This is a genomic window from Promicromonospora sp. NPDC023987, assembly GCF_040639055.1.
Classification (GTDB): domain Bacteria; phylum Actinomycetota; class Actinomycetes; order Actinomycetales; family Cellulomonadaceae; genus Promicromonospora.
This window is the reverse complement of the sequence record NZ_JBEZZF010000008.1, coordinates 77,024-102,984: the sequence shown is the minus strand read 5'-3', so window position 1 is coordinate 102,984 and position 25,961 is coordinate 77,024. Positions and strand designations below refer to the sequence as shown.

The following is a 25,961-nucleotide window of genomic DNA, read 5'->3' as shown; positions in this document are numbered from 1 at the left end:
CTCGACGCCACGGACATGGCGCGCGTGGCTGTCTTTGTCGCGATAGTTGCGGCGCTCGGTCTACCGGGAAGCTTCAGCGTCCTCGGCGCCGTTCCGATCACCGCGCAGACGTTCGGTGTCATGCTCGCCGGCGCGATCCTCGGGCCGCGCCTGGGTGCGCTCGTCGTGATCGTGCTGCTCGCCCTCGTCGCGGTCGGTCTGCCGCTGCTCGCCGGAGGGCGTGGCGGCGTCAGCGTGTTCGTCGGACCGTCCGCCGGCTACCTGGTCGGCTGGGTCGCCGGGGCGTTCGTGACGGGCCTGATCGTGCACTCCGCCGCCCGGAAACCGGCCATCTGGCGGACGGCGCTCGCGACGGTCGTCGGCGGCATCGTCGTCGTGTATGCGTTCGGCATCCCCGTGCAGAGCGTGATCACGCGCCTGTCCCTGGAGCAGACCGTCCTCACCAGCCTCGTGTTCCTCCCAGGGGACCTGGTGAAAGCGACGCTCGCGACCCTGACCGTCACGACTCTCCTGCGTGCGTACCCGCGCGCGTTCCGGCGTACGTGGCTCTCGCCGAGGGCGCAGGACGCCTCGGGATCGGACGTGACGCGGTGACCGCACGGATCGTGGTGCTGCGTGGTTCGCCCGACGAGCTCGTCGACCGCATCCGAGCCGTGCGCGCCCACGGGGACGTCCCGCTCGTCGGCGACGACCGGTGGCCCGCGGCGCAGTGGTCCGCGGTGCGTGAGCTCGCCGACGTCGCCACGGTCCCGGACGGCGCTGCCTGGGCCGCGCTGACCTCGGGGACGAGCGGCGCGCCGCGCGTCGTCCTGCGCACCGCTGCTTCGTGGGAGCGGTCCTTCGCCACGGTCTCCGAGCTGCTCACGGACCGGACAGCGACGGGCTGGACAGCGACCGGCCGGGCAGCGACGGACCGGACGACGACGCCGGAGCAGCTGATCATGCTGCCGGCCCCGCCGGCGTCCTCGCTGACGCTGTTCTCCCTCGCCCACGCGCTCGCCGGCGGACCACGACCGGTCTTCCCCGACGGGCGGGGAGCCGCCGAGGCGACCATGTTCCACGGCACGCCGCACGCGCTGCGGACCATGCTCGACTCCGGAGCACTCCCGCGCCTGCGGACCGCGCTCGTCGGTGGATCCCACCTCGACGCGCGGCTGCGCGCGGACGCGGAGTCCCGCGGCGTCCGCGTCGTCTCGTACTACGGGGCGGCGGAGCTCTCGTTCGTCGCGCTCGACGAGGGGCGTGGTCTGCGGGCGTTCCCCGGGGTGGAGATCGACGTGCGGGACGGCGAGCTGTGGGTCCGCTCGCCGTTCACCGCCCTCGGTTACCTCGGCCGGCCGGGCCCGTTGCGCACCGATGCGGCCTGGAGGTCGGTCGGTGACGTAGCGACCGTCGACGACGGGGTGCTGACCCTGCGGGGTCGCGGGGACGACGCCATCCTCACCGCCTCGGCCACCGTGATCCCCGGTGAGGTCGAGACGGGCCTCCGGATGTTTCCCGGAGTCGCCGACGCAGTGGTCTTCGGCATCCCCACCGGCGGGATCGGCGCGCTCGTCGCCGCGATGGTCGAGGTGGACGCGGACGCATCGGCGCCCAGCGCGCACCGCCTTCGCTCGCTGGCCGCGACACGGTTCGCTCCCGCCCACCGGCCCCGCGTGTGGTTCGCGGGGCGGCTGCCCCGAACCGCGTCCGGAAAGCCGGCCCGAGCAGAGATCCGGCGCCGGGTCGTCGCCGGGGAGGTGACCCGACTTGCCTGACGAGCCGGTCATCGTCGCCGCGCGCCGTACCCCGATCGGCACCCGCAGCCGCGTCTTCGCCGAGCTCAGGACCGAAGAGCTCGCCGGACCGGTCATCCGGGCCGCCCTCGCCGACGCGGAGTCCGCCACCGGGTCGACGCTCGCCGTCGCCGACGTCGTGCTCGGGAACTGCATGGGGCCCGGGGGCAACCCCGCCCGCGTCTCCGCGCTCGCCGCGGGGCTCGGCGTCACCGTGCCGGGCGTCACCGTGGACCGGCAGTGCGGCAGCGGACTGGCCGCGGTCCTCGACGCGGTATCGGCGGTCCGCGCGGGAGACGACCGCCCGCGCATCGCGGGCGGCGTCGAGAGCGCGTCGACGGCCCCGACCAGGTCCGCCGACGGCGTGCCGTACGACCGGGCGCCGTTCACGCCGGCGGGCTGGCCCGACCCGGACATGCTCCAGGCGGCCGAGGACCTGGCCCGGACCGACGCGATCACCCGAGAACGGCAGGACGCGCACGCGGCACGCAGCCACCGGCGGGCAGGAGCGGCCCGCGCCGCCGGACGGTTCGACGCCGAGCTCGTTCCGCTCCGGGGCGCCGTTGCCGACGACTCCATCGGCGTCGCCGAACCCCTGCTGGCGCGTCTGCGCCCGCTGTTCCGGGGCGGCACCGTCACCGCAGGGACATCGACCCGGATCAGCGACGGCGCCGCCGCGGTCGCCGTCGTCCCGCACCGGCTGAGCGGCCGGGCTGCCGGCCTCGTGGTCCGCGGGCACGCCGTCGTCGGCTGCGACCCGGCCCTGCCAGGAATCGGCGCGGCCCCGGCGGTGCTCGCGGCGCTCGCCTCCGCCGGGGTCGAGATCGGCGAGGTCGCCGCGATCGAGATCGTCGAGGCGTTCGCGGCACAGTCGCTGGCGGTACTCGGCCGGATCGGTCTCGAGGACGACGATCCGCGGGTCTGCGCCGACGGCGGGGCGCTCGCGCTCGGCCATCCCTGGGGAGCCAGCGGCGCGGTCGGCATCGTGCGGCTGTTCAGCCGCCTCGTCCGCGCGGGGGCGCCCGCTGGAACCCTGGGGGTCGCCGGGGCCTCGGTCGGCGGCGGGATGGGTGTCGCGGCCGTCGTCGAGGTGCTGCGGTGAGCTACCTCGAGCTGGACGACGTCGACGTGCGCCTCGGGGACACGGAGGTGCTGCGCCGGGTCTCGTGCTCGTTGGACGAACGCACGATCGCCGTCATCGGTGACAACGGGTCAGGCAAGTCCACGCTCGCGCGGCTGGTCGGGGGGCTCACCCACGCCACGGGCGGCACGATCCGCGTGCTCGGTCTGGACCCGGCCCGTGACGCGACCAGGTTGCGACGTCGGGTCGCCGTCGTGTTCAGCAACCCGGACACCCAGATCGTCATGCCGACCGTGGCGGAGGACGTGGCGTTCTCGTTGCGGTCCGACAAGCTGCCGCGCGACGAGAAGACCCGGCGGGTCGACGAGGCCATGCGCCGGTTCGGCCTCACCGAGCTGGCCGGTCGCGCGTCGCACGACCTGTCCGGCGGGCAGAAGCAGCTGCTCGCCCTGTGCGGTGCCTTCGTCCGTCGTCCCGACCTGGTGATCGCCGACGAGCCGACCGCCTACCTGGACGCGCGCAACGCCCGTCGGGTCGCCGACCACCTCTTCGAGGAGGGGCGGCACCGGCTGCTCCTGGTGACGCACGATCTTGCCCTTGCGCGACGCTGCGAGAAGGCGGTCCTGGTGCAGGACGGCGCGATCGCCGCCGTCGGCGCGCCGGACGAGATCGTCGCCCAGTACGAGGTCGGGCTCGGATGCTGACCCTCTACCGGCCCGGCGACGGCCCCTGGCATCGTCTGCCGGCTGGGCCGAAGTCGCTGGTGCTCCTGGTGATCGTCCTCGGGGTGAGCCTGCTCCCGGCCAGCTGGTGGTGCGCTGCGGTCGCCGTCGGCGCCTGCGTGGGCTGCTATGCGGTCCCGGGGGCCGGGATGCGCGACCTCTTCCGGCAGGTCGTCGCCGTTCGCTGGATCCTGCTGGTGACCCTCGCCGGGCAGCTCGTGTTCACCGGCCCGGAGAACGCGGTGGCGAACACCGCCCGGGTGTGCGCCGCAGTGGTGATCAGCGGGCTGCTCACGCTGACCACACCGGTCAGCGAGCTGCTCGACGTGCTGGAGCGGGCGATGCGGCCGCTGGCGTGGCTGCGCGTCGACCCGCAGCGTGCGGCGCTCACGGTCGCGGTGACCCTGAGCACCCTGCCCGTGCTCGCGCGGCTCGAGCGCGAGGTCCGCGAGGCGCAGCGTGCCCGGGGCGGAGGGCGGAGCCTGCGGCTCTTCGCGATCCCGTTCCTGGTCGTCGCGCTCAAGCATGCGGACGCGCTCGGCGACGCGCTGACGGCACGAGGGGTGCGATGAGTCGGGAAGCGACCGGGAGCCCGCGCGGTTGCAGCATCGTGTGAAGCTCTCCCTGCTGGACCGTTCCCGCACTCGGGTGGGGTACCCCGAGAGCGCCGCGCTGGCCCACACGATCGAGCGTGCGGTGTCGGCCGAGCGACTCGGCTACCAGCGCTTCTGGGTCGCCGAGCATCACGCCGTGCCGGGGATCGCGTCGGCGTCGCCGCCGGTCCTGCTCGGTGCGCTCGGCGCCCACACCGCCACCATCAGGATCGGGTCCGGTGGTGTGATGCTGCCTCATCACCAACCACTGGTCGTCGCCGAGCAGTTCCTGATGCTCGATGCCCTCTATCCGGACCGGGTGGATCTCGGGCTCGGGCGCACTCTCGGCTTCACGGCACCCGTACGCAGGGCGCTGCGACATGGATCGGACGCCCCGGACACTTTCCCCGAGGACATCGAGGAGCTACGCGACCATCTCGACGGTGCCGCAGAGATCACCGCCAGGCCCGTCGCAGCGCGCACGATCCCGATCTACGTGCTCGCTACCGGGCGCGGCCTCGCGGTAGCCGCCAGGCTGGGGCTGCCGGTGGTCATCGGCGGGCCGGTGCTTGGCAGCCCTGCGCTGCCGGACGCGCTCGCGGCGTACCGGAACGAGTTCCGGCCCTCACCGCGCGCATCGGCGCCTGCGGTGCTGGTCTCGCTCGACGTCCTCGTGGCGGATACGGACGACGCGGCGCGCGACCTGGCTCTGCCGGAGGCGTGGGCGATGGCACGATCGCGGCAGACGGGTGAGTTCGGCCCGCTCGAGCCGGTCCCGGCGATCCGCGCCCAGCGCTGGACAAGTCAGCTGCGCGACCGCGTCGAGACGCATCTCGCGCAGGGCGCCGTCGGTTCTCCTGCCACGGTGCGGAGCCACCTCGACCGGCTGGTCAAGGCCACAGGGGCCGAGGAGATCCTGGCGTTCAGCTCCACCTATGACCGTGCTGCCCAGGCGGCCTCCGACGCCGCCCTCCGCGAGCTGGTGCACGACTAGCCGCCGGCTCTCGGCTCGGCTCCGGTCCGCCTCGAGAATGTGATCAGGCACGGTTCAGGGTGCTGAAGCGTGCCTGATCACATTCTCGAGGCGGGCTTCTCCCGTCGGCCCGGAGCTCTGGCTCTGGACCGTTCCACCACGGCCTCCTCCGGTTTCAGGCCATGGCACGGGGACGTGTTCGACGAGGCCGTTCACGAGGTGAGCTGGAGTCGGCGCTGGAGCAGGGCGGAGACGGGGCGGTAGGAGGCGAGTCGCAGCGGTAGGTCGCGCAGCCAGAGCCGAAACGGGTCGGCGGGCGCGTAGAGGCCCTTGATCTGGCGGCCGAGCTTCTGCTTGCGCTCGGCCTCGGGGCGGATCTCGGCCTCCCACTCGTGCAGCGCGGCGGGGAGGTCATCCGGGTGGCGCTCCAGCGCTGCGCCCAGGGCATCGGCCCCGGCGACGGCCAGCGAGGAGCCATACCCGGCGAAAAGGGTGACGCACCATGCGGCGTCGCCGAGCAGGACCACCCGGCCCCGGCTCCATCGGTCCAGCACCATCTGGCTGATCGTGTCGAAGTACACCGACTCGGCACCGGCCAGCTGCGCGAGTACGTCCGGTGCCACCCAGCCCATGTCGCCGTAGGCGCGCGGCAGGGCGACCTGCGGCCCGTCGGCGAGCTCGTCCATGGGTCGCTCGGTGCGGTAGCCGAAGAACGCCACCGCGCGGTCCGCCCCCAGGCTGACCACCGCCAGCGTCCGGCCCGTGTCGGTGAGCGACGCGGTCACACCCGGCTCGACGCCGTCGGGCAGCGTGTCGAGGAAGAACACGCCGGCCATGTGGTTCAGGTCCAGGCGCAGGTCGTCCTCCGGTCCGAACACCAGGCGCCGGGTCGCGGAGTGCAGGCCGTCCGCGCCGACCAGCAGGTCGGCCCGGTAGATCGTGCCGTCGTCCAGGGTGACGTCCACGCCGTCCGGATCCTGCTCGACCCCGACGACGGTGGTGCCGAACCGGATCTGCACCGGGCTGGATCCCTGGCCGGACGCCTGGTCGGTCACCGCTTGGTACAGCACGTCCTCGATGTCGCCCCGCAGGACGTTCAGCGCGCGGTCGCCCACCATCGCCCGGACCGTGGGGCCCGGTACGGAGAACCGGGTGCGGCCGTCCGGTCGGACGTAGTCCATCCGGTCGGGGATGATGTGCCGCGTGGTCAGCTCGGGCAGGATGCCCATCCGCCCGGCGGCGTCGTAGCCCGCGCCCGCGAAGGTCACCGCGTACCCGCCCGAGCGGCGCGACGGGCTCCGCTCGATCACCAGGACCTCCCAGCCGGCCTGGTTCAGGCGCAGTGCGGTGCTCAGACCTGCGATGCCGGCGCCGACGACGACGGTGCGGGGACGGTGTGCGTTCATGTCCGGATCTCCCTCCTGGCTGGCTGGCACTGTCGGCCCACCTGGAACCATAAAAACACATTGCTCTGCGTGTTTCCAGAGCCTGGTGGGACCGGTGCGCGCGCCCGCACCGCTTGGTGTTCAGTTCTGTGCATCTCGCGTCGACCCTGGCTGGCCCGTGCGTACGATCCGGGGGACGCAATGACGCGTCCGTCGGTGTCGGCGCACCGACCCGACCGAACTGAGGCTTCCCATGCAGGCTGTGCGCAGAGCACCTTCCCGTCTTCTCAAGAACACTCTCGTTCTTGCCCTCGCGGTCGCCACCACGGCGTCCTTGGCCACGGTGCCCGCCGGTCCGGCCCTGGCTGCCGGGCCCCCGGAGCTCCTGAACCCGGATTTCGGGTTGGTCGACGCCGCGGGACGCCCGGCTTCCTGGAACGTGTGGAACCCTGCGGGCTCCGCATCGGTCGAGGTAGGCGCTGATGGTCCCGGAGGCTCGCCCGCGGTAGCGATCACGTCGACCTCGGGCAGCACTGCGCGATATGCCCTCACTCAGCGTGTCGCGGTGGACGATGCCACGCCGCGCAGGCTCACGGTACGTGGGCTCGCCAAGGGGGAGGGGCTGTCGGACGGCTTCACCATGATCCGCGTCCAGGCCTATGACGCGAGCGGGCGGGTCACGGTCCCGGTCGCGAAGGGCCCGTACCTCAGGGGAACGTTCGGCTGGCGCGAGTACTCGACGGACGTCGTGCTGCCGCAAGGCACTACCCGGCTGTCCATCGAGCCGATGCTCGACCGTTCGACGGGAACCGTCCGGTTCACGGGGCTCAGCATCGAGGAGAACACGAAGACCGGTTCGCTGACCGCTTCCTCGACGAAGCGAGGAACCGTCGAGCTCGAGTGGAGATTTGCCGTCGAGGACGTCGCACGTTACGCCGTGCACCGTGCCCAGGGTGAGAGCCCGCCGGCGGGGGACGCGTCCAGCCTGGTGAGGTCGGCGATGGCGACCACGACGGCCGACGACACGGTGTCTCCCGCCGTCACGTACACGTATCAGGTCCACGCGCTCGACGACGCGGGCGCCGTCGTCGCGACCAGCCCCACGGCCACCGCGACGACCCCGGCGACGTTCGACGATCGACCGGAGACGACGGTCCTCACGGGTATCGAGGCGCAGGAGGGCGTGTCCCATGCCTCCTGGGCGGTAGCGGCCGACGAGGCCGGCAGCGACCTGACGGTCCAGGTCGGGGACAGAGAGCCGCGGCCCGTCGACGGTTATGACGGGGGTCTGGACGTGGCCGGAGAACCGGGGGAGGAGATCACCCTTCGCTCCGCTGACGAGGTGCTCGCGACGGCGCGGGTCGGCGGCGCAGGTCACCCACGCACCTTTCTCGACCCGGGCACCGTCGATCGGGTGAACGAGCAGCTGCGGCGGGGGGACGCGACCACTGCCGCGGCCTGGGAGGCGATGCTCGCGCGCATCGCCGGACCTGATTCCGGGTACCCCGGCAACGGCAGCGCCGGCCTGTATCGAGCACGCGAAGCGGCGTTCGTCTACGCGATCACCGGCGACCAGGACTACGCCCAGCAGGCATACGACGCGCTGATCTCAGCAGAAGGGTTCGTGGCGGCTCGACCGGTCAACATGGGCCTTGAGCTGGCTCGTGCGAATCTCCTGCTGGCACCCACGTACGACTGGGCGTTCAACGGCTGGAGCGAGGCCCAGCGCGCGCGTGTCCGGGACATCATGACGCGCTCGATCGACTTGCTCTCGACCTACCACCATGACGCCCTCGACGACACGGAGAAGACCAGCAACTGGGTAGGGGTGGTGCGCTCGACCGAGCTCGCGCTGCTCCTCGCGGCTCGTGGTGACGCGGACTTCGGCAACCACGACGCCCGGATTTCCTTCCTGCTGGACGAGACCAACCGCCATCTGGAGCAGGCCTATACCGACACCGGCTTCACCCAAGAGGGCTGGGACTACCTGCACTACACCGAGCTCTACATGTTCCCCTCGATCTACGCCACGCAGGACAGCGGGGTGCGGACGCTGGACGCGGAGTTCAGCCGGCCGAAGTTCTGGAACCTTGCGCTCCATGCCGTCTCGACGCGCAGCCGCTGTGACGCGCTCCAGTTCGGGGTCTCGGGCCCGAACGGTCAGGTCGACGGCTCGTTCCCCCTGATGTTCCCGATCGCGCCAGAGGGAGCCGTGCCCGGGCTGAAGCACACGTACGACCGTGTGCAGGGTGTCCTCTCGGATGATCAGGATCTCGACGGTGTCCACGCCTTGTGGACCGTGCTCTTCTACCCGGAGCACGCCAGCGGCGACGCCGCAGATCTGACGGCGCCCGATGCCCACAGGGCACTGCTCGACGAAGAACACGGCTTCTATGCCTTTCGGTCGGAGTACCGCGACAGGAACGACACGCTGATCGGCACGGCCGGCCGCAACGAGCAGCACCGAGGCTGGTCGAGCGCGGAGACCTTCTCGCTGACGTGGATGAGTCACGACACGACCTGGGCGACGCTCGGCGGCAAGCGGTGGACCGATCCGCTGGCCTGGAGCAAGCCGTTGGTGGACGGAAAGCTGGAGCCCTACCGGAACCAGTACGAGACCGCGACCGGCGCCGGAAAGACCCTCGAGGCGCGGGCGTTCCCCGGTCAGGGGGGCGGCTACGTGCGGCTGGACGGGGCCGGCAACTTCCAGGTGGACACGGCAGTGCGAGAAGAAGTGGTCGATCTGGCCCCCGGCGGAGAAGCCGACGCGATCGTGGCCATCAAGGACACGTTCGCGGACGACACGTCGCACAACTGGGACTGGCAGATCAGGCCCGAGTCAGGGGTGACGATCTCGATCTTCGACGACGCGGCGGAGAACGAGCCCTATTTCACCCTCACCAGCCCTCGCGGGGCTGTGCTGTCCGGTTTCGTCCTTGGCCGCCAGGGCCTGACGGCGGAGGCCATCGACGGAACCTTGCGCCTCACGCGGGTGGGGACGGAAGCGGAGTTCCGCGTGGTGCTCGCTACCTCGGACGGCGGAGCCCTCGACGCAGAGGTCGTCGACGGGCACCTGGTCGTCGACGACCGGGTGGTGGACTTCGACGCGCTCGACGAGTCGACAGGGACAGGGCTGCCGCAGCGTCTCGTCGACAGTGCGACCGCTCCGCCTGCCGTGGGTGTGCTCTCGTCCGACAACGGCTGGGACACCGGACTGCGGGACGGCAGCTACGACGTCACCATGAACATGTGGTGGGGCGAGAACGCGAGCCGGCTCCGGCTCTTCGAGAACGGGGTCCTCATCGGTTCCGTCGGCCTCGACCCGAACACTCCGCGCGCGCAGACGGCGACCATTCCCGTCACCGGGCGTGTCAACGGCACCTACACCTACACGGGCGAGCTGGTGAACTCCCGTGGCACCACCTCGATCGGCCCGCTGACGGTCACGGTCACCCAGGCAGAGCCGGCTCGACCGGCGCTCAGCCATGACAACCACGACCGGGACGGCTCCTTCACCCTGACTGGAAGCCTGTGGTGGGGCACGAACGGAACTCGCTATCGCTTCTACCAGGACGACGGCCTCATCGCGGAAGGCGCCATCAAGGCGGACACGCCCCGTGCCCAGAGGGCCACTCATGATGTCGAGGGACTGGCCCCCGGGGTGTACAGCTTTCGCGTGGAGTGGGAGAACTACGCGGGCACCGCCTCCAGCGACGTCGTACTGGTCACCGTGCGGTGAAACATCAATGCACATTGCACATAGGTGCTCAGATAATGCACGATTGCGAACATGCTCCGATCCCAGCGGCACTCGCAGATCCTGCACGAGATCGACCTCAAGGGAGGGTTGAACGTCGCGGAGTTCTCCAGGCGGATAGGCGCCTCGGGGATGACCATCCGGCGTGACCTCGCGCTCCTGGAGGAGCAGGGCCTGGTCGAGCGTGTGCATGGCGGCGCGGTGAAACCGCGCCGCCATGGCGCGTCAGCGACCGCCCGGAGGCTCACACCCCTCGCGACGCTCGGCATGGTCGTACCGTCCGCCAACTATTACTTCCCGGAGATCATCCGGGGCGCGAAGGCGGCAGTCGCGGAGGCGGGTGCCCGGCTCGTCCTCGGCATCTCCGAGTACTCACCGGACTTCGAGCGGGAGCAGATCGCACGGCTCGTGACGAACAAGGTCGACGGGATCCTTGCGACACCCAGCCGGTCCTTCCACTCGGACCCCGCGACGTTCGAGGCCCTGCGCGAGGTGAACGTCCCGGTGGTCGTCGTAGAACGCGCGGTCGACTCAACGGCGTCGTACGCCACGCTCGGGGCCGTCCGAAGCAACCATGCGCACGGTGCCGCGCTCGCGGTGGCGCACCTCATGGCCCAAGGCCATCAGCGCATCGCGCTGGCCCGGCGGGAGAGTCCCACCGCACCCCTCGTCCAAGAGGGCTATCGGCACGCGCTGGCGGCCGGCGACTCGAAGCGCACACCGATCGAGTTCGAGCTGCCACCGAGCGAGACTCCCATCGGCACGCTGCGTCAGCGTCTCGACGAGCTCTTGGACGCCTGCCGCGACCGTGCGGTGGACGCCCTGATCGTCCTTCCGGACGAGGTGGCCATCTCCCTCCTCGAGCTGGCCGGAGACCGTGGGATCGCCGTACCCGACGACCTCGCTCTGGTCGCGTACGACGACGAGGTCGCCTCACTCGCCTCCGTCCCGCTCACCGCCGTAGCGCCCCCGAAGTTCCAGGTCGGGTACCTCGCGGCGCGGACGTGCATCGACCAGATCCTGGCGTCCGCGCGCGGTTCGGCACCGGAGGTCCTTGCACGGGTAGAGCTTCTTCCGGTGCTCAACGAGCGAGAGTCCAGCCGGGACGGCTGAGCCCGTATGTGCAAGTTTGTTCATTCTGCGGTCGAAATGGACATCCTCAGCAATACTCGAACTACTCGGCTCCCAGAGTCGAACCCTTGTTCAAAGATGAAGAGGAGTAGGACATGCGATCGCCCACCAGATCAGCCATCGGTCTCGCGACGGTGGCGGCCGTAGCCGCTACGACGGCCGCCTGCGGCAGCAATGCCGCCGCACCTTCGGTGGAGCCGACCGCGGCAACCGGCGAGGTCGTGTTCTGGTCAGCCCTGTCGAACATGGACCGTGTCGCCCAGGCGTTCAACGACAGCCAGGACGACATCGAGGTCGTCTTCGAGTCGATCCCGTCCGGCCCGGACGGCTACGCGAAGCTCTCGACCGCCATCGGCGCCGACAACGCACCGGACGTCGCCACGATCGAGTACTTCGCGCTGCCGGAGTTCGTCACGTCGGACCGCCTGGCTCCGCTCGATGACTATGTCTCCGAGGAGACCCTGAGCGAGTTCAACGAGGTCAGCAAGAGCCTCGTCCAGCTCGGTGGCAACACCTGGGCGCTGCCGTACGACGCCCCGCCCATGATGGTCTGGTACCGGCAGGATCTTCTCAATGCCGCCGGCGTGGAGGTACCCACCACCTGGGAGGAGTTCGAGGCGGCGGGTGACGCGGTCCTTGACGAGACGGGTAGCTACCTGGCCTCCTTCAACGCCAACGAATCGAGCTGGTTCGCCGGTCTGGCCTGGCAGAACGGGTCACAGTGGTTCGCCGCGGGCGAGGACAGCTGGAAGGTCGGCATCGGCGACGCACCGAGCGAAGAGGTATCGGCGCTCTGGCAGCGGATGCTCGACGCGGGAACGGTCAAAGCGGTTCCGTCCTTCACCGACGAATGGACCGCCGACATGGTCGAGGGGCGTGCCGCAGGCGTCGTCGGCGCCAGCTGGTCAGCGAACGCGATCTACAGCCGGGTGAAGGACGCGGGCCAGGAGGGCAAGTGGATCGCCGCGGAGCTGCCGAGCTGGGGCGAGGACATCGCCCCGTTGTACGGCGGGTCCACCTATGCGGTGCCCAAGACGAGCGAGAACCCCGCGGCAGCGGCGAAGTTCATCGAGTTCCTCACCACCGACCCGCTCGCGATCGAAGCCCGCGGCGACTCCGGCTCGGCGTATCTGGCCGCTTCCGCTCTGACGGAGGTGGCGCAAGAGGCGTACACCACCTCCGATTTCTTCGCCAACGACATCTGGGCCGTGTTCGACGACGCTGCGGACGGTACGTCCAACGACTGGCAGTGGGGGCCGAACTTCGGCATCACGTCCTCCGCGATGCAGGAGGTGCTCACGGACGTCGGCCCGGACGGAGCTCTCATCGAGGACTTCGCGGCCGTCCAGGAGCGCACGGTCGACGGGCTCGAGCAATCGGGACTGTCGGTCGAGTAGCACGGTCCACCGCACATCAACACCACCACTGACCAGGAACAGGGCGAGCGACGATGACCCTCATGAAGCCAGCCGCGCGGGTGCGATCCCGTGCCCGGCATCGCGATCTCGGCGGAGGCGGCAGGACCGCCGCCCTCTTCCTCGCACCGTTCTTCGCCCTGTTCCTGCTCACGATGATCGGGCCGGTCATCTACTCCCTGGGCCTCAGCCTCTTCGCGACCAAGAAGTCCGGGCTGGGCTTTGGCAGCTCGCCGGAGGTCGTGTTCGTCGGCATCGAGAACTTCGTGGCGGTGCTGTCCTCGGAGAGCTTCCTCGCAGGCTTTGCTCGGGTGGCGATCTACGCCCTGCTCTACCTGCCCACCATGATCGGCGGCGCGCTCGTCCTGTCGCTCCTCCTCGACACGGCGGCCGCGCTCTTCAAGCGCGCGTTCCAGCTCCTGCTCTTCCTGCCGCACGCCGTGCCCGGCGTCATCGCGGCGCTGATCTGGGTCTATCTCTACACGCCCGGAGTCAGCCCGCTGGTGCGGGCCCTGGAGTCCGGCGGCATATCGGTGAACTTCTTCTCCGCCGAGCTGGTTCTGCCGGCCATGGTGAACATCGCCGTGTGGGAGTGGACGGGATTCAACGTCATCGTCATCTTCACGGCGCTCCAGGCGCTCCCGCGAGAGGTGATCGAAGCCGCCCGTGTCGACGGCGCGGGACCGTTCAGGACCGCTCTGTCGATCAAGCTGCCGCTCATCGCGCCTGCCATCGGCGTCGCCCTGCTCTTCACCAGCATCGGCGCGCTGCAGCTCTTCACCGAACCAGCCATCCTCGCCACGGCTTCCAGAGCGGTGACACCGACCTACGTTCCCAACATGTGGGCGTACGACGCGGCGTTCAACCGGCTCGACCTCAATCAAGCGGCCGCCGCGTCCATCATCATCGCGGTTGTCGCCGGCGTCGTGTCCTACTTCATCACGCGCATCAACACGAAGGGAGGTCGCGCATGACCCCGCTGGCACCTGCGCAGGCTGAGCAAGAGGAACGGCGACCCTTCCGCTCGGCACCGCAGCCGGCCGCCGTCCGGTCGAGACGCCGGAGCCGACGGCCCGAATCGTCCTTCACCAGCCGGACCGCCGTCACCCTCGTCCTGCTTCTCGCCACGCTCTACATGATCCTGCCGGTGACGTGGTTGTTGTTCGCCTCGACGAAGTCCGCCGAGCAGCTGTACAGCTCCAACGTCTTCAGCCTCACCGACGTCTCCCTCTTCGAGAACATCGCGGACATCGCCGCTCAGAGCGACGGGGTCTTCTTCGTGTGGATGGGCAACAGCATCCTCTACGCGACCGTCGGCGCGGTGGTCGGCGGACTCGTCTCCGTCGCTGCGGGATATGCCTTCGACAAGTTCCGGTTCCGTGGACGGAACAAGCTCTTCGGATTCGTGCTCGTCGGTGTCCTCGTACCCAACACGGCGACGGTTCTGCCGCTCTACATGCTCTTCTCGCCCCTGGGGCTGACCAACACGATGTGGGCGATCCTGCTCCCCGCCCTGTGCAACCCGTTCAGCGTCTACCTTGCCCGGATCTACAGCCAGGCCTACATCCCGGACGAGACCCTCGAAGCTGCACGGGTCGACGGGGCCGGTCCGATACGCTCCTTCTTCTCCCTCGCCCTGCCGATGATCTCGCCCGGCTTCATCACCATTGCCTTGTTCCAGTTCGTCGCCGTCTGGAACAACTACATGCTGCCTCTGGTGATGCTCACCTCGGAGCGACTCTTTCCCGTGTCCCTCGGCATGTCGCTCTGGCAGGGCTACGCCCGCGGGTATCCGGAGTTCGCACCGCTGGTCATCACCGGTTCCCTGCTCTCGATCATCCCGTTGATCATCGCCTTCGTGCTTCTCCAGCGGTACTGGCGTGCCGGCATGACCGAAGGCGCGGTCAAGTGAGCCGGCCGGCCAAGGCAGCACTGGCCATGAGTACGGACGTCGCGGCGCAGCTGTTCCCAGCAGACGAGCACGGCGAGCTCGAGCCCGAGATTGCCCTGGTGCGGTCAGCGCCGCTCACCGACTTCGACGGCCCGGAGGCACGCGCGGTGCTGGGCCGCACGGAGATCCTCATCACGAGCTGGGGCTGCCCGCCCGTGAGCGCAGCCGTGCTGGACGCTTCCCCGCGCCTGAAGGCGATCGTCCACGCTGGTGGATCGGTGAAGCACCACCTCAGCGATGCGGTGTGGGATCGCGGGATCATCGTCACCTCCGCCGTCGCCGCGAACGCGCTGCCCGTCGCCGAGTACACGCTGGCCACCATCCTGCTCGCCAACAAACGAGCCATCGACCTGTCCCGCCTCCTCGGGCGGACGCACCGCTTCGATGCGGCGGCAGACCTCGACCGCACGATCGGCAACTACGGCAAGCGGATCGGTCTCGTCGGGGCGTCCACCATCGGCCGGCGCGTCATCGAGCTGCTGCGCCCGTTCGACCTCGAGGTGGTGGTCGCCGATCCCTACCTCTCGCCGTCGGAGGCCGCCCTGCTGGGCGTCACGCCGCTAGGGCTCGACGAGCTGGTCGCCACCAGCGACGTCGTCTCGCTGCACGCACCCGCGCTCCCGGAGACGCAGCACCTGATGGACAACAGGCTGATCCGGATGATGAAACCGGGGGCCACCCTGATCAACACGGCCAGGGGATCGCTGGTCGACCAGCAGGCGCTGACCGACCGTCTGGTCACGGGCGACGTCTATGCGGTCCTCGATGTGACCGATCCCTGGATCCCGTTGCCCGGGGATCGCCTCTACGACCTGCCGAACGTGTTTCTCACCCCGCATATCGCAGGCTCGCTCGGGACGGAGCTTCGGCGGCTGGCGGCCACGGTCGTCGACGAGGCCAAACGGATCGCTGACGGGCGCGCCCCGCAGCATGCCGTCATCATCGACGACCTCAAGCGGATCGCATGAGGGCCCGTTGCCGGCGGACTCCATCTGTATTCCTGGGAATATAGTTCCTGGGAAGGCGGTTGATCCAGGTATGCAGAACTTCTTCGACGTACTGGTGCGGTACGAGACCGAACTCTGGGCAATGGTCGACGATCGCCTCGCCGCGGCGGGCGCGGTGTCCCTGGCGAAGCTCGAAGCGCTCCGGGTGGTGGACCGGCACACCGGCCGCTGCCGGGTCCACGAGGTCTCGGTCGACCTGTCGATCACGGTGGGGGCGGCGAGCAAGCTCGTGGACCGGATCGCGCGCGCGGGTCTGGTCCGGCGGGAGCCGAACCCGCAGGATCGCCGGTCCGCACTGGTGGTCCTGACACCGGCTGGTGCCGATGCGCTCGCGTTCGCCGCCGAGGTCGCCACGCGTGCGCTGGGCGACCATCTCGACCTGCCCGGGGTCGACGTCGCGGCCCTGACCGACGGTCTCGCCGTCCTGCGTGCGCGGCTCGCCGCGGAGACGTCTCCGGAGGCGGAGGCATGAGCGCGACGATGCGGGCGGTCGTCGTCGACCACGCGGGAGGCCCCGAGGTGCTGCGGGTGCGACGTGTCCCTGTCCCGGTGCCCGCGCCCGGCTGGGTGCGCATCAAGGTCGCGGCGTTCGGCCTGAACCGTTCGGAGCTGCACTTCCGGCAGGGCCTGGCGTACAGCGGTTCGTTCCCCCGTGTCCCCGGCATCGAGGCGGTGGGCGTGGTCGACCTGGACCCGACCGGACGGCTTGCCGTCGGTACCCAGGTCGCGACGATGATGGGCGGGATGGGCCGCGAGTTCGACGGCGGCTACGCCGAGCTCGTCACGGTGCCTTCGGCCCAGGTGATCCCGTTCCGGAGCAGCCTCCCGTGGGAGGTCCTGGGCGCCGTGCCGGAGATGCTGCAGACCGCCGCCGGCTCCCTCCGCGTGGGTCTGGAAGTCCGGGACGGGCAGTCGCTCCTGATCAGGGGCGGAACATCGTCCGTCGGCCTCGCGCTGGCCGCCCTGGGCAGGGCCCGGGGCATGACAGTCATCTCCACCACTCGCTCAGAGAGCCGGCGCGAGCTGCTCGAGTCCAGCGGGGTGGACCACGTGGTGATCGACGACGGTGAGATCGCCCCTGCGGTCCGGGAGCTGGTCCCGGGCGGAGTGGACGGCGCCGTCGAGCTGGTGGGTACCAACGTGCTGCGGGACACCCTCCGCGCGGTGCGCACCGGTGGCGTGGCCTGCTTCACCGGGATGCTCGCCGACCGGTGGACGGTCCCCGAGTTCTATCCGATGGACTGGCTGCCCAACGGCGTCCGGCTCACGGCCTACTCCGGTGAGAGCGCCGATCTCGCTCCCGCCGCACTGCAAGACTTCCTCGATGAGGTCGCCGCCGGGCGCACCGTGGTGCCGGTCGGCCGCGTGTATCAGCTTGACGACATCGTGCAGGCGCACCGTGACATGGAGTCGAGCACGATCGGCGGCAAGGGTGTGGTCCTGACATGATTCCTCCCTCCGAGATCTGCCACGCACGGTGGTTCGCACAGCGCACGCCGGCCGCCGTCGAGCCGCAGGACTCAAGCGCCGATGCCACGGAAGCAGCAGCGCGCCGCGGTTCGGAGCCGGCCCCCGAACCGCCGGACGCCGCTGGCACCCGAGCGTCCTGAGCGTCTGACGCGACGGGTCGGTCGGGTCAGCCGGACCGGACGAGTCGGAACGACTGCGTGGCCGCGCCGGTGCAGGGTTGCTGGGTGAACCGGGTCCCGTCGGTGCCGGTCGCCGAGCCGAGCGTCAGGCATGACCCGCTGTGCCTCGCTGTGAAGGTCAGGCCGCCGCCGGCTGTCGTGGGCCGCCATTGCTGGTTGGCGCCGCCGACGTAGGACCAGAGATGGACGGGGGTCCCGTCGGCGACGGCACCGGGGCCGCCGTCGACGTCCCAGACCTTGCCGGCGTGCTGGTTGAGGACCTGGTAGTAGCCATCGGTGGTGGGCGTGAACCGCCAGCGCTGGTTGGCCTGGGCGGCGTCGCCGCAGGTCCACTGCTGCAGGCCGGTGCCGTCGGCAGTTCCCCAGCCGGCGGCGTCGAGGCACTTGCCGCTCGCTGACGACGTCACCTGGTACCAGGCGGAGGGGTCCGGGTCGGCCGGGATCGTGGTCGACCGGGGATCCCAGGTGTAGGTGGCGACGGCCCGGCCGGGCAGGGTGTGGGAGAGGGAGCGGCCCTCGTCCGTGATCGAGAACGTGCGGCTGCCCGACGAGGCGTTCACGACGAACGCGACCCGGGTGCCGTCCGGGTTCTGGAAGACGACGTTCTGGAGCCCGCCGGACTGCTCGCTGGTCGAGCCGATGCGGCGGGCGCCGGGGTCGACGAACTTGCTGAGGTGGCCCAGCACGTAGAACTCCGCGTTGCGGGTGACCGCATCGCCGGCGATCTCGACCACGCCGTTGCAGCGGGTACCGCAGTGGCCCTGGTGCGGTCCGCCGTTCTGGTCGAGCGCGAGGTTCCAGTTGATGACGGTCTCGCCGCCGTTGCGCATGTTCCGCACCACGAGGTTCTCCGCGTGCCAGACCAGGGTGTCGCCGAAGGTGTTCGCCGCGTTGTCGCTGTCGGTGCCCGAGCACTCGGTGAAGTAGACGCGTTTGCCTGCCGCCACGACCTGGGCCTGTGCTTCGGGCGAGCCGCCGTAGCAGTGGAACGCGGCGCCGACGACGCGGGCGATGCCCTGGGTGCCGTCGAATACCTCCAGCGGGTAGTCCGGCCGGTCCCAGTTGTGGTCGTAGGCGAAGATCTGCGTGCCCAGGCCGGCGCGGGTCAGCGCGCCGTCGAGCACCCGGAAGAACTCCGCCTGCTCGGCGGCGGTCATGCTCATGGAGGGATAGCTCGTGGCGAAGAGCGGCTCGTTCTGGACCGTGAGGTCGCTGAGCGTGACGCCCTGCTGCGCGTAGGCCTGGATCGCCCGGACCAGGTAGTCGGCGTACTCGTCGTAGCTGTCGGCGCGCAGGCTGCCGCCGTTCAGCGAGCCGCCGGTCTTCATCCAGGCGGGCGGGGACCAGGGGCTGCCCATGAAGCGGATACCGGGGTTGACGTCCAGGGCTTGCCGCAGGACGGGCAGGATCTCCTGCTGGTCACGGGCGATGCTGAACTGCCCCTCGGTGTCCTCGTAGGTGTAGAAGCCGCCGGAGTTGAAGTCGGTGCTGCCCAGCGGCTGACGCAGGTAGCTGAGGCCGATGCCGTCTCCGGAGCGGGAGAACAGCGACTGCAGCAGGCTGTCGCGGGTGGCGGAGGGCAGGTCGTTGATCAGTGCCGCGGACGCCTCGGTGACGGCGGCGCCGGCACCGGTGAAGCGCTGGGCCACCTGGCCCGGGTCCACTCGGATGTCGACGGGCTGCGGGCCGGTGTCGAAGGGCACGTCTCCGCCGTCGGCCAGCTTGCGGCTGCCGTCGGCGGTCGTGACCCAGACGTGCGCGCTGGTGGGCGCGGCGACGGCAGGTCCTGCGGCCGGACCGATCCCGGCGGCGCCGACGGCGAGGACGCTCAGCGCGGCGAGCGACAGCCGGACGGACCCGGTGCGAGTTGTGCGCGTCATTGCGACTCCCTCGGTGGGTGGGATTTTGCGGCGAGCATACCCGTACCTACCGAGTGCTCGGTAGGTAGGGGTATCCACATGTCCCTGCCCCAGGGGCGGGTAAGCGGGCCGCCGGGTCCGTAGACTCGCCCGGATGACACGAGAAGCCGGGGGAGCCAGGGTGCGGCGTCCTCCCGCGGAGCGTCGGGCCGAGATCCTGCGCATCGCGATGGAGACGTTCGCGGAACGCGGCTACCAGAGCGCGTCGCTGGCGCAGATCGCGGACCGGGTCGGGCTGACCCAGGCCGGTGTCCTGCACTACTTCTCGTCCAAGGCGGGCCTGCTCACCGGAGTGCTGGACCTGCGCGACTCGACGGACATCGAGGAGCTCGGCAGCGAGCGCCCCCGCGGCCTCGCGTTCCTGCGCCACCTGGTCGAGACCACGCGGCGCAATGCCGAACGCGAGGGCATCGTGCGGCTCTACACCGTGCTCGCTGCCGAGAGCGTGACCGCTGAGCACCCGGCGCAGGGCTGGTTCCGCGACCGCTACCAGGGGCTGCTGGCCCTCGTGGCCGAGGCGCTGGACGACGCGCGGTCGTCGGGGGAGGTGGCGGCCGACGTCGACAGCGGGACCACCTCCCGGGTGATCGTCGCGACCATGGACGGTCTGCAGCTGCAGTGGCTGCTGGAGCCGGGCTCCGTCGACATGGCCGAGGCGACCGAGGTGGCCATCGTGCGGCTGATCGGACGCGATCTTCCGCCGGGGGCGAGTCGGTAGGTCGGCGATGCGCGGGTGGCAGGTCAGGCCGCGGCGAAGTCGATCGACTTCTCGTGGAACTGGGGGGCCAGGATCCGCTGCATGAGGCGCTTGCCGGTGGGGTTGCCCAGGAGCGTCTGGGTGAAGGTCCGGGTCTGCTTGTCGCGGCGGGTCTGCGGGATGAACATCACGAGGTCGCGGCGGCCGCTCGCCTGGTGGGTCGCGATGAACGGGCGCAGCCGCATCTCCCACTCGCGCAGGGCGCGGGCGGGGTTGCCCGGGTTGCGCTGCAGCACCGTGCCGAGCAGGTCGGCGCCGGCCATCGCGCTGGAGGCGCCCATGCCGGAGTACAGCGTCACGCACCAGGCGGAGTCGCCGAGCAGCACGACGCGGTCGGTGTGCCAACGGGGCATCACGACCTGGTGCACGGAGTCGAACAGCTTGTCGTCGGCGGCCTCGAACTGGTCCAGGAGGTTGCCCAGCACGGGCCCGGTGAGCTCCGGTCCGAAGGCTCGGCGCATCGATTCCGCCGGCGAGCGGCGGAACTGCGCGTCCTCGTCGTCGGTGCGGTAGCTGAGCAGGACGGTGGGCTTGTGGTCGGTGAACGGGAACACCCACGCCGACCGGCCGGGCTCGGCGAGCACTATGCCGTCGGTCGGCTTGAAGCCGGGCACCGGTTCCTGGAGGACCGAGACGCCGAGGATGTGGTGGAACGGCCGCATGTAGTCGGCGTCCGGGCCGAAGGCCAGACGGCGCACGGTGGAGCGCAGGCCGTCGGCACCCACCACGAGGCCGAATCGCTCGGTGGTCTCGGTGCTGTGCCCGCCCGTCGTGGCGTCGCCGGTGGTGGTGCGCAGCGTGACGTCGACGCCGTCGGCGCTCTCCTCGATGGCCACGGGAGTGGTGCCGAACCGCATCTCTGCCAGCGGCTCGACGGCGTCGAACAGGGCACCCTCGATGTCGCCGCGCAGGACGAGCCGCGGCGCGCCGGGCACGTCGCCGTACCCCATGCCCGGCCGGCGTCGGCCGTCACGCTCCACGTCGTAGGTGATCGACGCCGGGTCCGTCCGGTTGCCGATGGTGTCCAGCACGCCGAGCCGGCCGGCAGGTCCTTTCCCGGCGCCGAACATCGCCACGAAGTAGCCGGCGCCGCGGCGCTCGGGCGCTCGTTCCACCAGCACGGACTCCCAGCCGATGTCGTGCAGGCGCAGGGCCGTGGCCAGCCCCCCGATACCCATCCCGACTACCAGTGCGCGCGGCTTGCTCATGTCGATCCCTCTCGTCCGGGGTGTTGTGGAGCCCATTATTGACTGGGAATCCAACGCAGGTCAAGAACTCCGGACTAGGATGATGCTCGCCCGAGAGGAGGAGTGACGATGGCACGTCCGGTGCAGGACCGCGCGCAAGCGATCTTGGCCGCCGCCCGGGAGCAGTTCCTGCTGGAGGGGGCGGAGCACGCGACGGTGGACGCCGTGGCCGCCCGCGCCGGCGTCGGCAAGGGGACGGTCTTCCTGTACTGGCCGACCAAGGCCAGGCTGTACGGCGCCGTGGTGCAGCTCGAGACCGCCACACTCCTGGCCCGTCTCTCCGACGAGCTGCGGACCGGTATCACGTACCTGAGCGTTGGACACGTCGTGCGCCGCGAGATCGCCGCCGTCCTGGAGATCCCCGGCCTGGCCCCACAGAAACCCGGCGAGCCCGACGCGGCAGCCGACGCGGAAAACTTCCCGGGGCTCGCACTGCACCGCATCATCTCGATCATGCAGGCGCACAGCCTGGTCCGAGACCGGCCAACGACCGAGATCGTCACCGCGTTCAAGACCGTGATGTCCGGTTCCGCGATCGTCGCGGTCAAGGACCTCGACCGGCGCGAGATCGTCCTGGACGCCGCCGAGCACCTGATCCGGTCGGCCTACGACCGTCCCGACGCCGACCCGGCCGACGTCGCCGCGGCTCTTCCGGAGGTGCTTGACGCGCTGGAGGACACCATCGACCTGCTGGTCGAGGCCGCCGCCCCGGACCGGCCCACCACCGCGGTGCTGCGGCCCCGGGAGCGCCCCGCCGTCGCCGGGACCTGACCGACTCGCAGCACGCCGTCGCCGTGCTGGTCTGGAGCAGGCCACCAGGGCGGAGGGACGGGGTGCGGCCCGGCCGGGCCGCACCCCGAGTTCGCAAGGCCCTGGGTCAGGCCTGGGTGTACTCCGCCGCGACGTCGAGGATCCAGGTGATGCCGAAGCGGTCGGTCAGCATCCCGAAGGCGGGCGCCCACTGGGCCGGGGCATAGGCCTCGATGACGGTCGCGCCCTCGGCCAGCCGTTCCCACAGCGCGCCGACCTCCTCGCCGCTCTCGCCGCGGACCGAGAGGAAGAACGGCTCCTCGGTGCGGGTGACGCCGTTCTCCCGGCGGGTGGTCGGCGCGCCCTGGGCGACGGGGACGTCCTGGCCGGGGACGTCGTAGGCCATGAGCCGGAAGCCGTTGTCGGCGACGACCTGGCCGAACACCACCTTGGTGGCGCCGGGCAGCTCGGCCGGCATCCCGAAGTCGCCGTAGGTGGTGACGGCGATCTGTCCGCCGAACACGGAGTGGTAGAACTCGAGGGCCGCACGGGCCTGACCGTGGAAGTTCAGGTGGGCAACAGCATTGATCGACATGGTGGTCCAGTCCTCACAGGTGGAAGTCATCGCGGGAGAGCCCCGGCGACGAGACGAATCTGTCACCAGTTCCGGTCAGGGAACGTCCGGTACTCGTGGCAGGGTGGAGGACATGCCGATCGCGTCCTCGACGGCGACCTCCGGTCGCCTGCTCTCCCTGCTGTCGTTGCTGCAGGCCCGCCGCGACTGGCCGGGGGAGCAGCTCGCCCACCGGCTCGGGGTCAGCGAGCGCACCGTGCGCCGCGACGTCGACCGCCTGCGCGAGCTCGGCTATCCGGTCCAGGCGGTCAGGGGTCCCGACGGCGGTTACCGGCTCGAGGCGGGCAGCGAGCTGCCGCCCTTGCTGTTCGACGACGAACAAGCGATCGCGCTCGCCGTGGCGTTGCGCATAGCGATCGTGACGGGAGCAGGCATCGAGGACTCTGCCGCGCGGGCGCTGGCCACCGTCCGGCAGGTCCTGCCCTCGCGCCTGCGGCGGCGGGTCGACGCCCTGGCGGTCACCGCGGTCGAATCGGCCGGGCGCGGGATCGGTCCCCAGGTCGACACCGACGTCCTGGTCGCACTGAGCACTGCCGTCCGGTCGGGCGAGGAGTTGCGGTTCGACTACCGGTCGCCGGGGCCGTCGGATGATGCCGGCCCGCAGCCGGCTCGGCGGGTACAGCCGCACCACCTCGTGGTCCGCCAAGGGCGCTGGTACGTCGTCGGGTGGTCACCGGACCGTGGGGACTGGCGGATCTACCGTGCCGACCGGATGACGCTCCGCGTCCCGAACGGGCCGCGTTTCGCGCCTCGCGAGGTGCCGGGTGGCGATGTCGCCACGTTCCTGTCCGCCCGCTTCAAAGGGTCAGTGGTCAAAGGGGCAGAGGGCGCGGACGAATGGCCGTGCCGTGGAGAGGTGATCCTTGAGCTGCCCGCCGCGCGGGTGGCCCCGTTCGCCGGTGACGGGCTCGTCGAAGAGCTCGGTCCCACTCGGACCCGGCTGGTGACCGGGTCGTGGTCCTGGGCCGCGATGGCCGCCACGCTGGCCCGGTTCGACACGGAGATCGAGGTCATCGGTCCGCCCGACCTGCGTCACGCCTTCGCCGAGCTGTCCCGGCGCGCTGGGCGCTCGGCAGGGCTCCCGCACCGGCGGTCGTGCTGAGCGTGGTGCGCAGGTAGCCCACGGGGACCTGGAAGCCGCCGTCGCGGTGCTCGCCCGCCTCGCGCACCGTCACCACGAGCCGTTCGCGCGCTTGCGGCCACCGGGGTCCGAGGCTCGCGGCACCGAGCACGATGGGTGCGCTGTGCTGTTCGAGCTGGGCGACGAACTGCTCGGGCGATCCGACGGTCATGACGAACGATTCCTCACTGACCCGCGCGTACTGGCCCGCTACGGCACGGATGCCGTGCGCGGTCTCGTGCCACGGCTCGGGGGCCGCGGGGAAGAAGGGCGCCAGCGTCTGCCGGATCTGCCCGAACAGACCGGTGGTGGACCAGCTCGTGAAGACGATCTGGCCGCCGGGCCGGGTCAGGCGGCGCGCCTCGGTCCGACCGCGCCCCGCCAAGAGCTGCGGCGATGGCGGTGACGCCGGTGCCGGTGGCCAGGTCGACCACGTCCCGGCCCTCGACGGGGAACGAGGTCGCCAGATCGCGGCCGGGCTGTGCCCACAGGTCGCCGACGACGGCGTAGTCGCCGGTCGCCCAGAACTCAGCGGGATCCATCTGTCCCTCCGGCTCCCGACCCGGCGCACACGAGCCCGTCCTCGAGGGCCGCCAGGTTCTCGCGCATGACGTCCATGTAGTCGGCCTCGGGATCGGCTTGACCCTCGATCGGGTCCAGCTTGGCGGAGTCGATGCCGATGTCCTCCGCGAGGGCCTGGGCGACCTCAGGGCTCGTGATCACCTCGAAGAAGATGGTCTGCACGTCGTCGGCCTGGACCACGGAGCGCACGGCCCGCAACCGGGCGGGCGACGGTTCGGCCTCGGGGTCGATACCCGAGATGCCGACCTGGACGAGGTCGTACCGCTCGGCCAGGTACCCGAACGCCTCGTGCGACACGACGAGGGTTGCCCCCGCGCACTGCGCGAGAGCCTCGCGATAGTCCCCGTCCAGGGCACCCAGCTCGGCGACCAGGGCTTCGGCGTTGGCGGCGTAGTCGGCCGCGTGATCGGGATCGGTGTCCGAGAGCTCGGCGGCGACGTCCTGTGCGACGTCCGAGAGCCGAGAGGGGTCCTGCCAGAAATGGGGGTCGAGCGCGCCGGAGTCCGACGTCTCTGCCCCGGCACCGTTGGGCCCGGCCTCCAGTCCCGCCGCCTCGGCGGTGTCGAGCAGGCGCTCGGGCGGGTTCGCCTCCACCGCGTCGTCCGTCGCCGGCTGCAAACCGGAGAGGTATACGACGAGGTCGGCCTGACCCATCTCCCGAACCCGGGCCGGCGAGAGCTCGACACTGTGCGGGTCGGCGGCGGCGGGCGTGAGGTTCGTGACGTTCACGTGCTCGCCGCCGACCTGCTCGGCGACGTACTGCAACGGATAGAACGACGTGAGGACGTCGACGCCGCCCTCCGGCGTGCCGGGTGAGCACGCGGTGGTCGCGATGAGCGGCAGCACGAGGCCGAGGGCGACCAGGCTCCTCGATCGGGGGCGGGTACGTGCGCTGAGTGGCATGGTGTCTGAGCTCCGCCGGCTGTCGCGAGGGCGGAGCTTGCTCCTTTCGGGAACGGTGCATGGAGCGGCCTCGGCCGCGGCGCAGACGATATCAGGAATGAGAACCATTCTCGTTAACCGTGTTGCGGCAGCTCCCGCACCGGCCCCAGAGCTCGACCCGCGCCTCGACGCCGGTGAAGCCCTGCTGCTCCGCGACGGTGCGGAACCAGGGTGCGAGGTCGGCCAGCGGGACAGCTGTCGCCGCACCGCACCGCATGCAGACGAGATACGGTCCGCGCCCCTGCCCGGGTCGCAAGCGATAGGCGATGCCGGACGCGGGGAGATGGACCGTCTCGGCGAGCCCTGAGCCCGCGAGTGCGGTCAGGGTCCGGTACACGGTCGAGAGGCTGGGGCGACGCCGCTGGCCCGCCAGTGAGCGGTGGATCTCGCTCACGGTGCGGAACCGGTCGCTCGTCGCCAGCTCGCGGTGGACGAGCGAACGGGGCGAGAGTCCGCGGAGGGGTGCCCGCTCGTTCATCGCACCTTGGTGCTCGGCGCGCGCAGGGGCACGCGCCACCCACTGCTGATAACGGTTCTCATCTGACGCAGTCAACCACCACTGATAGCTGTT

The 25,961-nt window shown here is 70.6% G+C and carries 24 protein-coding genes; 17 read left to right on the top strand and 7 right to left on the bottom strand.

The annotated features are described in order from the left end of the window. The first annotated feature begins 15 nt into the window (after positions 1-15). Genes AB0F40_RS06240 through AB0F40_RS06215 form a run of 6 tightly spaced genes read left to right on the top strand, consistent with a single transcriptional unit; the run spans position 16 to position 5,165 of the window. Positions 16-594: a biotin transporter BioY gene (locus AB0F40_RS06240; protein WP_357465292.1), complete on the top strand. Its 579-nt coding sequence runs from the start codon at positions 16-18 to the stop codon at positions 592-594. Further along, a complete protein-coding gene (locus AB0F40_RS06235) occupies positions 591-1,757 on the top strand; it encodes a class I adenylate-forming enzyme family protein (RefSeq protein WP_357465260.1) in 1,167 nt (388 codons plus the stop codon). The genes AB0F40_RS06240 and AB0F40_RS06235 overlap by 4 nt, the downstream gene beginning before the upstream one ends. After that, the gene (locus AB0F40_RS06230) at positions 1,750-2,877 is read left to right on the top strand and encodes a thiolase family protein (protein WP_357465259.1); all 1,128 of its coding nucleotides are present in this window, start codon (positions 1,750-1,752) and stop codon (positions 2,875-2,877) included. Before AB0F40_RS06235 ends, AB0F40_RS06230 begins: the two co-directional genes overlap by 8 nt. After that, positions 2,874-3,560 (top strand): energy-coupling factor ABC transporter ATP-binding protein, encoded by a 687-nt coding sequence (locus AB0F40_RS06225; RefSeq protein WP_357465258.1) that lies wholly within the window; start codon positions 2,874-2,876, stop codon positions 3,558-3,560. Before AB0F40_RS06230 ends, AB0F40_RS06225 begins: the two co-directional genes overlap by 4 nt. After that, entirely contained in the window at positions 3,554-4,150 is a 597-nt protein-coding gene (locus AB0F40_RS06220; RefSeq protein ID WP_357465257.1) for an energy-coupling factor transporter transmembrane component T, read from the top strand. The genes AB0F40_RS06225 and AB0F40_RS06220 overlap by 7 nt, the downstream gene beginning before the upstream one ends. 40 nt (positions 4,151-4,190) lie before the next feature. Beyond that, positions 4,191-5,165, top strand: a complete 975-nt coding sequence (locus tag AB0F40_RS06215; protein WP_357465256.1) for an MsnO8 family LLM class oxidoreductase — start codon at positions 4,191-4,193, stop codon at positions 5,163-5,165. Positions 5,166-5,356: 191 nt separating this feature from the next. On the opposite strand, the gene AB0F40_RS06210 is transcribed toward AB0F40_RS06215, so the two are convergent. Then, positions 5,357-6,550, bottom strand: a complete 1,194-nt coding sequence (locus AB0F40_RS06210; RefSeq protein ID WP_357465255.1) for an FAD-dependent oxidoreductase — start codon at positions 6,548-6,550, stop codon at positions 5,357-5,359. A 544-nt stretch (positions 6,551-7,094) separates the two neighbouring features. Between AB0F40_RS06210 and AB0F40_RS06205 the strand changes: the two genes are divergently transcribed. The 8 genes from AB0F40_RS06205 (at position 7,095) to AB0F40_RS06170 (ending at position 17,239) form a co-directional block, all read left to right on the top strand. Beyond that, positions 7,095-10,268 carry a hypothetical protein gene (locus AB0F40_RS06205; RefSeq protein WP_357465254.1) on the top strand — a complete coding sequence of 1,058 codons (3,174 nt, stop codon included), beginning with the start codon at positions 7,095-7,097 and terminating at the stop codon, positions 10,266-10,268. 51 nt (positions 10,269-10,319) lie between these two features. Beyond that, on the top strand, positions 10,320-11,399 hold the full coding sequence (locus tag AB0F40_RS06200) for a substrate-binding domain-containing protein (RefSeq protein ID WP_357465253.1): 1,080 nt from the start codon (positions 10,320-10,322) through the stop codon (positions 11,397-11,399). 113 nt (positions 11,400-11,512) lie between these two features. After that, complete coding sequence (locus AB0F40_RS06195; RefSeq protein ID WP_357465252.1) at positions 11,513-12,814, top strand: extracellular solute-binding protein; 1,302 nt, start codon at positions 11,513-11,515, stop codon at positions 12,812-12,814. A 62-nt stretch (positions 12,815-12,876) separates the two neighbouring features. After that, complete coding sequence (locus AB0F40_RS06190; protein ID WP_357465251.1) at positions 12,877-13,806, top strand: sugar ABC transporter permease; 930 nt, start codon at positions 12,877-12,879, stop codon at positions 13,804-13,806. Then, complete coding sequence (locus AB0F40_RS06185) at positions 13,803-14,744, top strand: carbohydrate ABC transporter permease (RefSeq protein WP_357465250.1); 942 nt, start codon at positions 13,803-13,805, stop codon at positions 14,742-14,744. Before AB0F40_RS06190 ends, AB0F40_RS06185 begins: the two co-directional genes overlap by 4 nt. A gap of 26 nt (positions 14,745-14,770) precedes the next feature. After that, a complete protein-coding gene (locus AB0F40_RS06180; protein ID WP_357465249.1) occupies positions 14,771-15,751 on the top strand; it encodes a hydroxyacid dehydrogenase in 981 nt (326 codons plus the stop codon). Between the two features lie 70 nt (positions 15,752-15,821). Continuing rightward, a complete protein-coding gene (locus AB0F40_RS06175; protein ID WP_357465248.1) occupies positions 15,822-16,262 on the top strand; it encodes a MarR family transcriptional regulator in 441 nt (146 codons plus the stop codon). Next, positions 16,259-17,239, top strand: coding sequence for a zinc-binding dehydrogenase (locus AB0F40_RS06170; RefSeq protein WP_357465247.1), 981 nt, complete (start codon positions 16,259-16,261; stop codon positions 17,237-17,239). The genes AB0F40_RS06175 and AB0F40_RS06170 overlap by 4 nt, the downstream gene beginning before the upstream one ends. A 187-nt stretch (positions 17,240-17,426) precedes the next feature. Here AB0F40_RS06170 and AB0F40_RS06165 read toward each other — a convergent pair whose 3' ends face one another. Beyond that, a complete protein-coding gene (locus AB0F40_RS06165) occupies positions 17,427-19,319 on the bottom strand; it encodes an RICIN domain-containing protein (protein WP_357465246.1) in 1,893 nt (630 codons plus the stop codon). A gap of 133 nt (positions 19,320-19,452) precedes the next feature. Here AB0F40_RS06165 and AB0F40_RS06160 point away from each other — a divergent pair, with 133 nt between their 5' ends. Beyond that, a complete protein-coding gene (locus AB0F40_RS06160; protein WP_357465245.1) occupies positions 19,453-20,076 on the top strand; it encodes a TetR/AcrR family transcriptional regulator in 624 nt (207 codons plus the stop codon). A 23-nt stretch (positions 20,077-20,099) separates the two neighbouring features. Here the strand turns inward: AB0F40_RS06160 and AB0F40_RS06155 are convergent, their stop codons facing one another. Next, positions 20,100-21,323, bottom strand: coding sequence for an FAD-dependent monooxygenase (locus AB0F40_RS06155; RefSeq protein WP_357465244.1), 1,224 nt, complete (start codon positions 21,321-21,323; stop codon positions 20,100-20,102). 108 nt (positions 21,324-21,431) lie between these two features. Here AB0F40_RS06155 and AB0F40_RS06150 point away from each other — a divergent pair, with 108 nt between their 5' ends. After that, positions 21,432-22,133, top strand: a complete 702-nt coding sequence (locus AB0F40_RS06150) for a helix-turn-helix domain-containing protein (RefSeq protein ID WP_357465243.1) — start codon at positions 21,432-21,434, stop codon at positions 22,131-22,133. Positions 22,134-22,239: 106 nt separating this feature from the next. Here the strand turns inward: AB0F40_RS06150 and AB0F40_RS06145 are convergent, their stop codons facing one another. Next, positions 22,240-22,707 carry a VOC family protein gene (locus AB0F40_RS06145; protein WP_357465291.1) on the bottom strand — a complete coding sequence of 156 codons (468 nt, stop codon included), beginning with the start codon at positions 22,705-22,707 and terminating at the stop codon, positions 22,240-22,242. A 112-nt stretch (positions 22,708-22,819) separates the two neighbouring features. Between AB0F40_RS06145 and AB0F40_RS06140 the strand changes: the two genes are divergently transcribed. Beyond that, entirely contained in the window at positions 22,820-23,848 is a 1,029-nt protein-coding gene (locus AB0F40_RS06140; protein ID WP_357465242.1) for a WYL domain-containing protein, read from the top strand. Here the strand turns inward: AB0F40_RS06140 and AB0F40_RS06135 are convergent. The 3 genes from AB0F40_RS06135 to AB0F40_RS06125 all read right to left on the bottom strand — a co-directional run bounded on the left by AB0F40_RS06135 (position 23,757) and on the right by AB0F40_RS06125 (position 25,868). After that, positions 23,757-24,251 carry a hypothetical protein gene (locus AB0F40_RS06135; protein WP_357465241.1) on the bottom strand — a complete coding sequence of 165 codons (495 nt, stop codon included), beginning with the start codon at positions 24,249-24,251 and terminating at the stop codon, positions 23,757-23,759. The genes AB0F40_RS06140 and AB0F40_RS06135 overlap by 92 nt on opposite strands. 143 nt (positions 24,252-24,394) lie before the next feature. Then, on the bottom strand, positions 24,395-25,351 hold the full coding sequence (locus tag AB0F40_RS06130) for a metal ABC transporter substrate-binding protein (RefSeq protein ID WP_357465240.1): 957 nt from the start codon (positions 25,349-25,351) through the stop codon (positions 24,395-24,397). A 91-nt stretch (positions 25,352-25,442) separates the two neighbouring features. Continuing rightward, on the bottom strand, positions 25,443-25,868 hold the full coding sequence (locus AB0F40_RS06125; RefSeq protein WP_357465239.1) for a transcriptional repressor: 426 nt from the start codon (positions 25,866-25,868) through the stop codon (positions 25,443-25,445). Positions 25,869-25,961 lie beyond the last annotated feature (93 nt).

Coding starts and splice junctions, on each gene's coding strand:
- AB0F40_RS06145 (WP_357465291.1), bottom strand. CDS start 22,707: ATGTCGATCAATGCTGTTGCCCACCTGAACTTCCACGGTCAGGCCCGT.
- AB0F40_RS06180 (WP_357465249.1), top strand. CDS start 14,771: ATGAGTACGGACGTCGCGGCGCAGCTGTTCCCAGCAGACGAGCACGGC.
- AB0F40_RS06155 (WP_357465244.1), bottom strand. CDS start 21,323: ATGAGCAAGCCGCGCGCACTGGTAGTCGGGATGGGTATCGGGGGGCTG.
- AB0F40_RS06220 (WP_357465257.1), top strand. CDS start 3,554: ATGCTGACCCTCTACCGGCCCGGCGACGGCCCCTGGCATCGTCTGCCG.
- AB0F40_RS06175 (WP_357465248.1), top strand. CDS start 15,822: ATGCAGAACTTCTTCGACGTACTGGTGCGGTACGAGACCGAACTCTGG.
- AB0F40_RS06200 (WP_357465253.1), top strand. CDS start 10,320: ATGCTCCGATCCCAGCGGCACTCGCAGATCCTGCACGAGATCGACCTC.
- AB0F40_RS06185 (WP_357465250.1), top strand. CDS start 13,803: ATGACCCCGCTGGCACCTGCGCAGGCTGAGCAAGAGGAACGGCGACCC.
- AB0F40_RS06130 (WP_357465240.1), bottom strand. CDS start 25,351: ATGCCACTCAGCGCACGTACCCGCCCCCGATCGAGGAGCCTGGTCGCC.
- AB0F40_RS06165 (WP_357465246.1), bottom strand. CDS start 19,319: ATGACGCGCACAACTCGCACCGGGTCCGTCCGGCTGTCGCTCGCCGCG.
- AB0F40_RS06125 (WP_357465239.1), bottom strand. CDS start 25,868: ATGAACGAGCGGGCACCCCTCCGCGGACTCTCGCCCCGTTCGCTCGTC.
- AB0F40_RS06160 (WP_357465245.1), top strand. CDS start 19,453: ATGACACGAGAAGCCGGGGGAGCCAGGGTGCGGCGTCCTCCCGCGGAG.
- AB0F40_RS06140 (WP_357465242.1), top strand. CDS start 22,820: ATGCCGATCGCGTCCTCGACGGCGACCTCCGGTCGCCTGCTCTCCCTG.
- AB0F40_RS06240 (WP_357465292.1), top strand. CDS start 16: ATGGCGCGCGTGGCTGTCTTTGTCGCGATAGTTGCGGCGCTCGGTCTA.
- AB0F40_RS06150 (WP_357465243.1), top strand. CDS start 21,432: ATGGCACGTCCGGTGCAGGACCGCGCGCAAGCGATCTTGGCCGCCGCC.
- AB0F40_RS06195 (WP_357465252.1), top strand. CDS start 11,513: ATGCGATCGCCCACCAGATCAGCCATCGGTCTCGCGACGGTGGCGGCC.
- AB0F40_RS06210 (WP_357465255.1), bottom strand. CDS start 6,550: ATGAACGCACACCGTCCCCGCACCGTCGTCGTCGGCGCCGGCATCGCA.
- AB0F40_RS06170 (WP_357465247.1), top strand. CDS start 16,259: ATGAGCGCGACGATGCGGGCGGTCGTCGTCGACCACGCGGGAGGCCCC.
- AB0F40_RS06190 (WP_357465251.1), top strand. CDS start 12,877: ATGAAGCCAGCCGCGCGGGTGCGATCCCGTGCCCGGCATCGCGATCTC.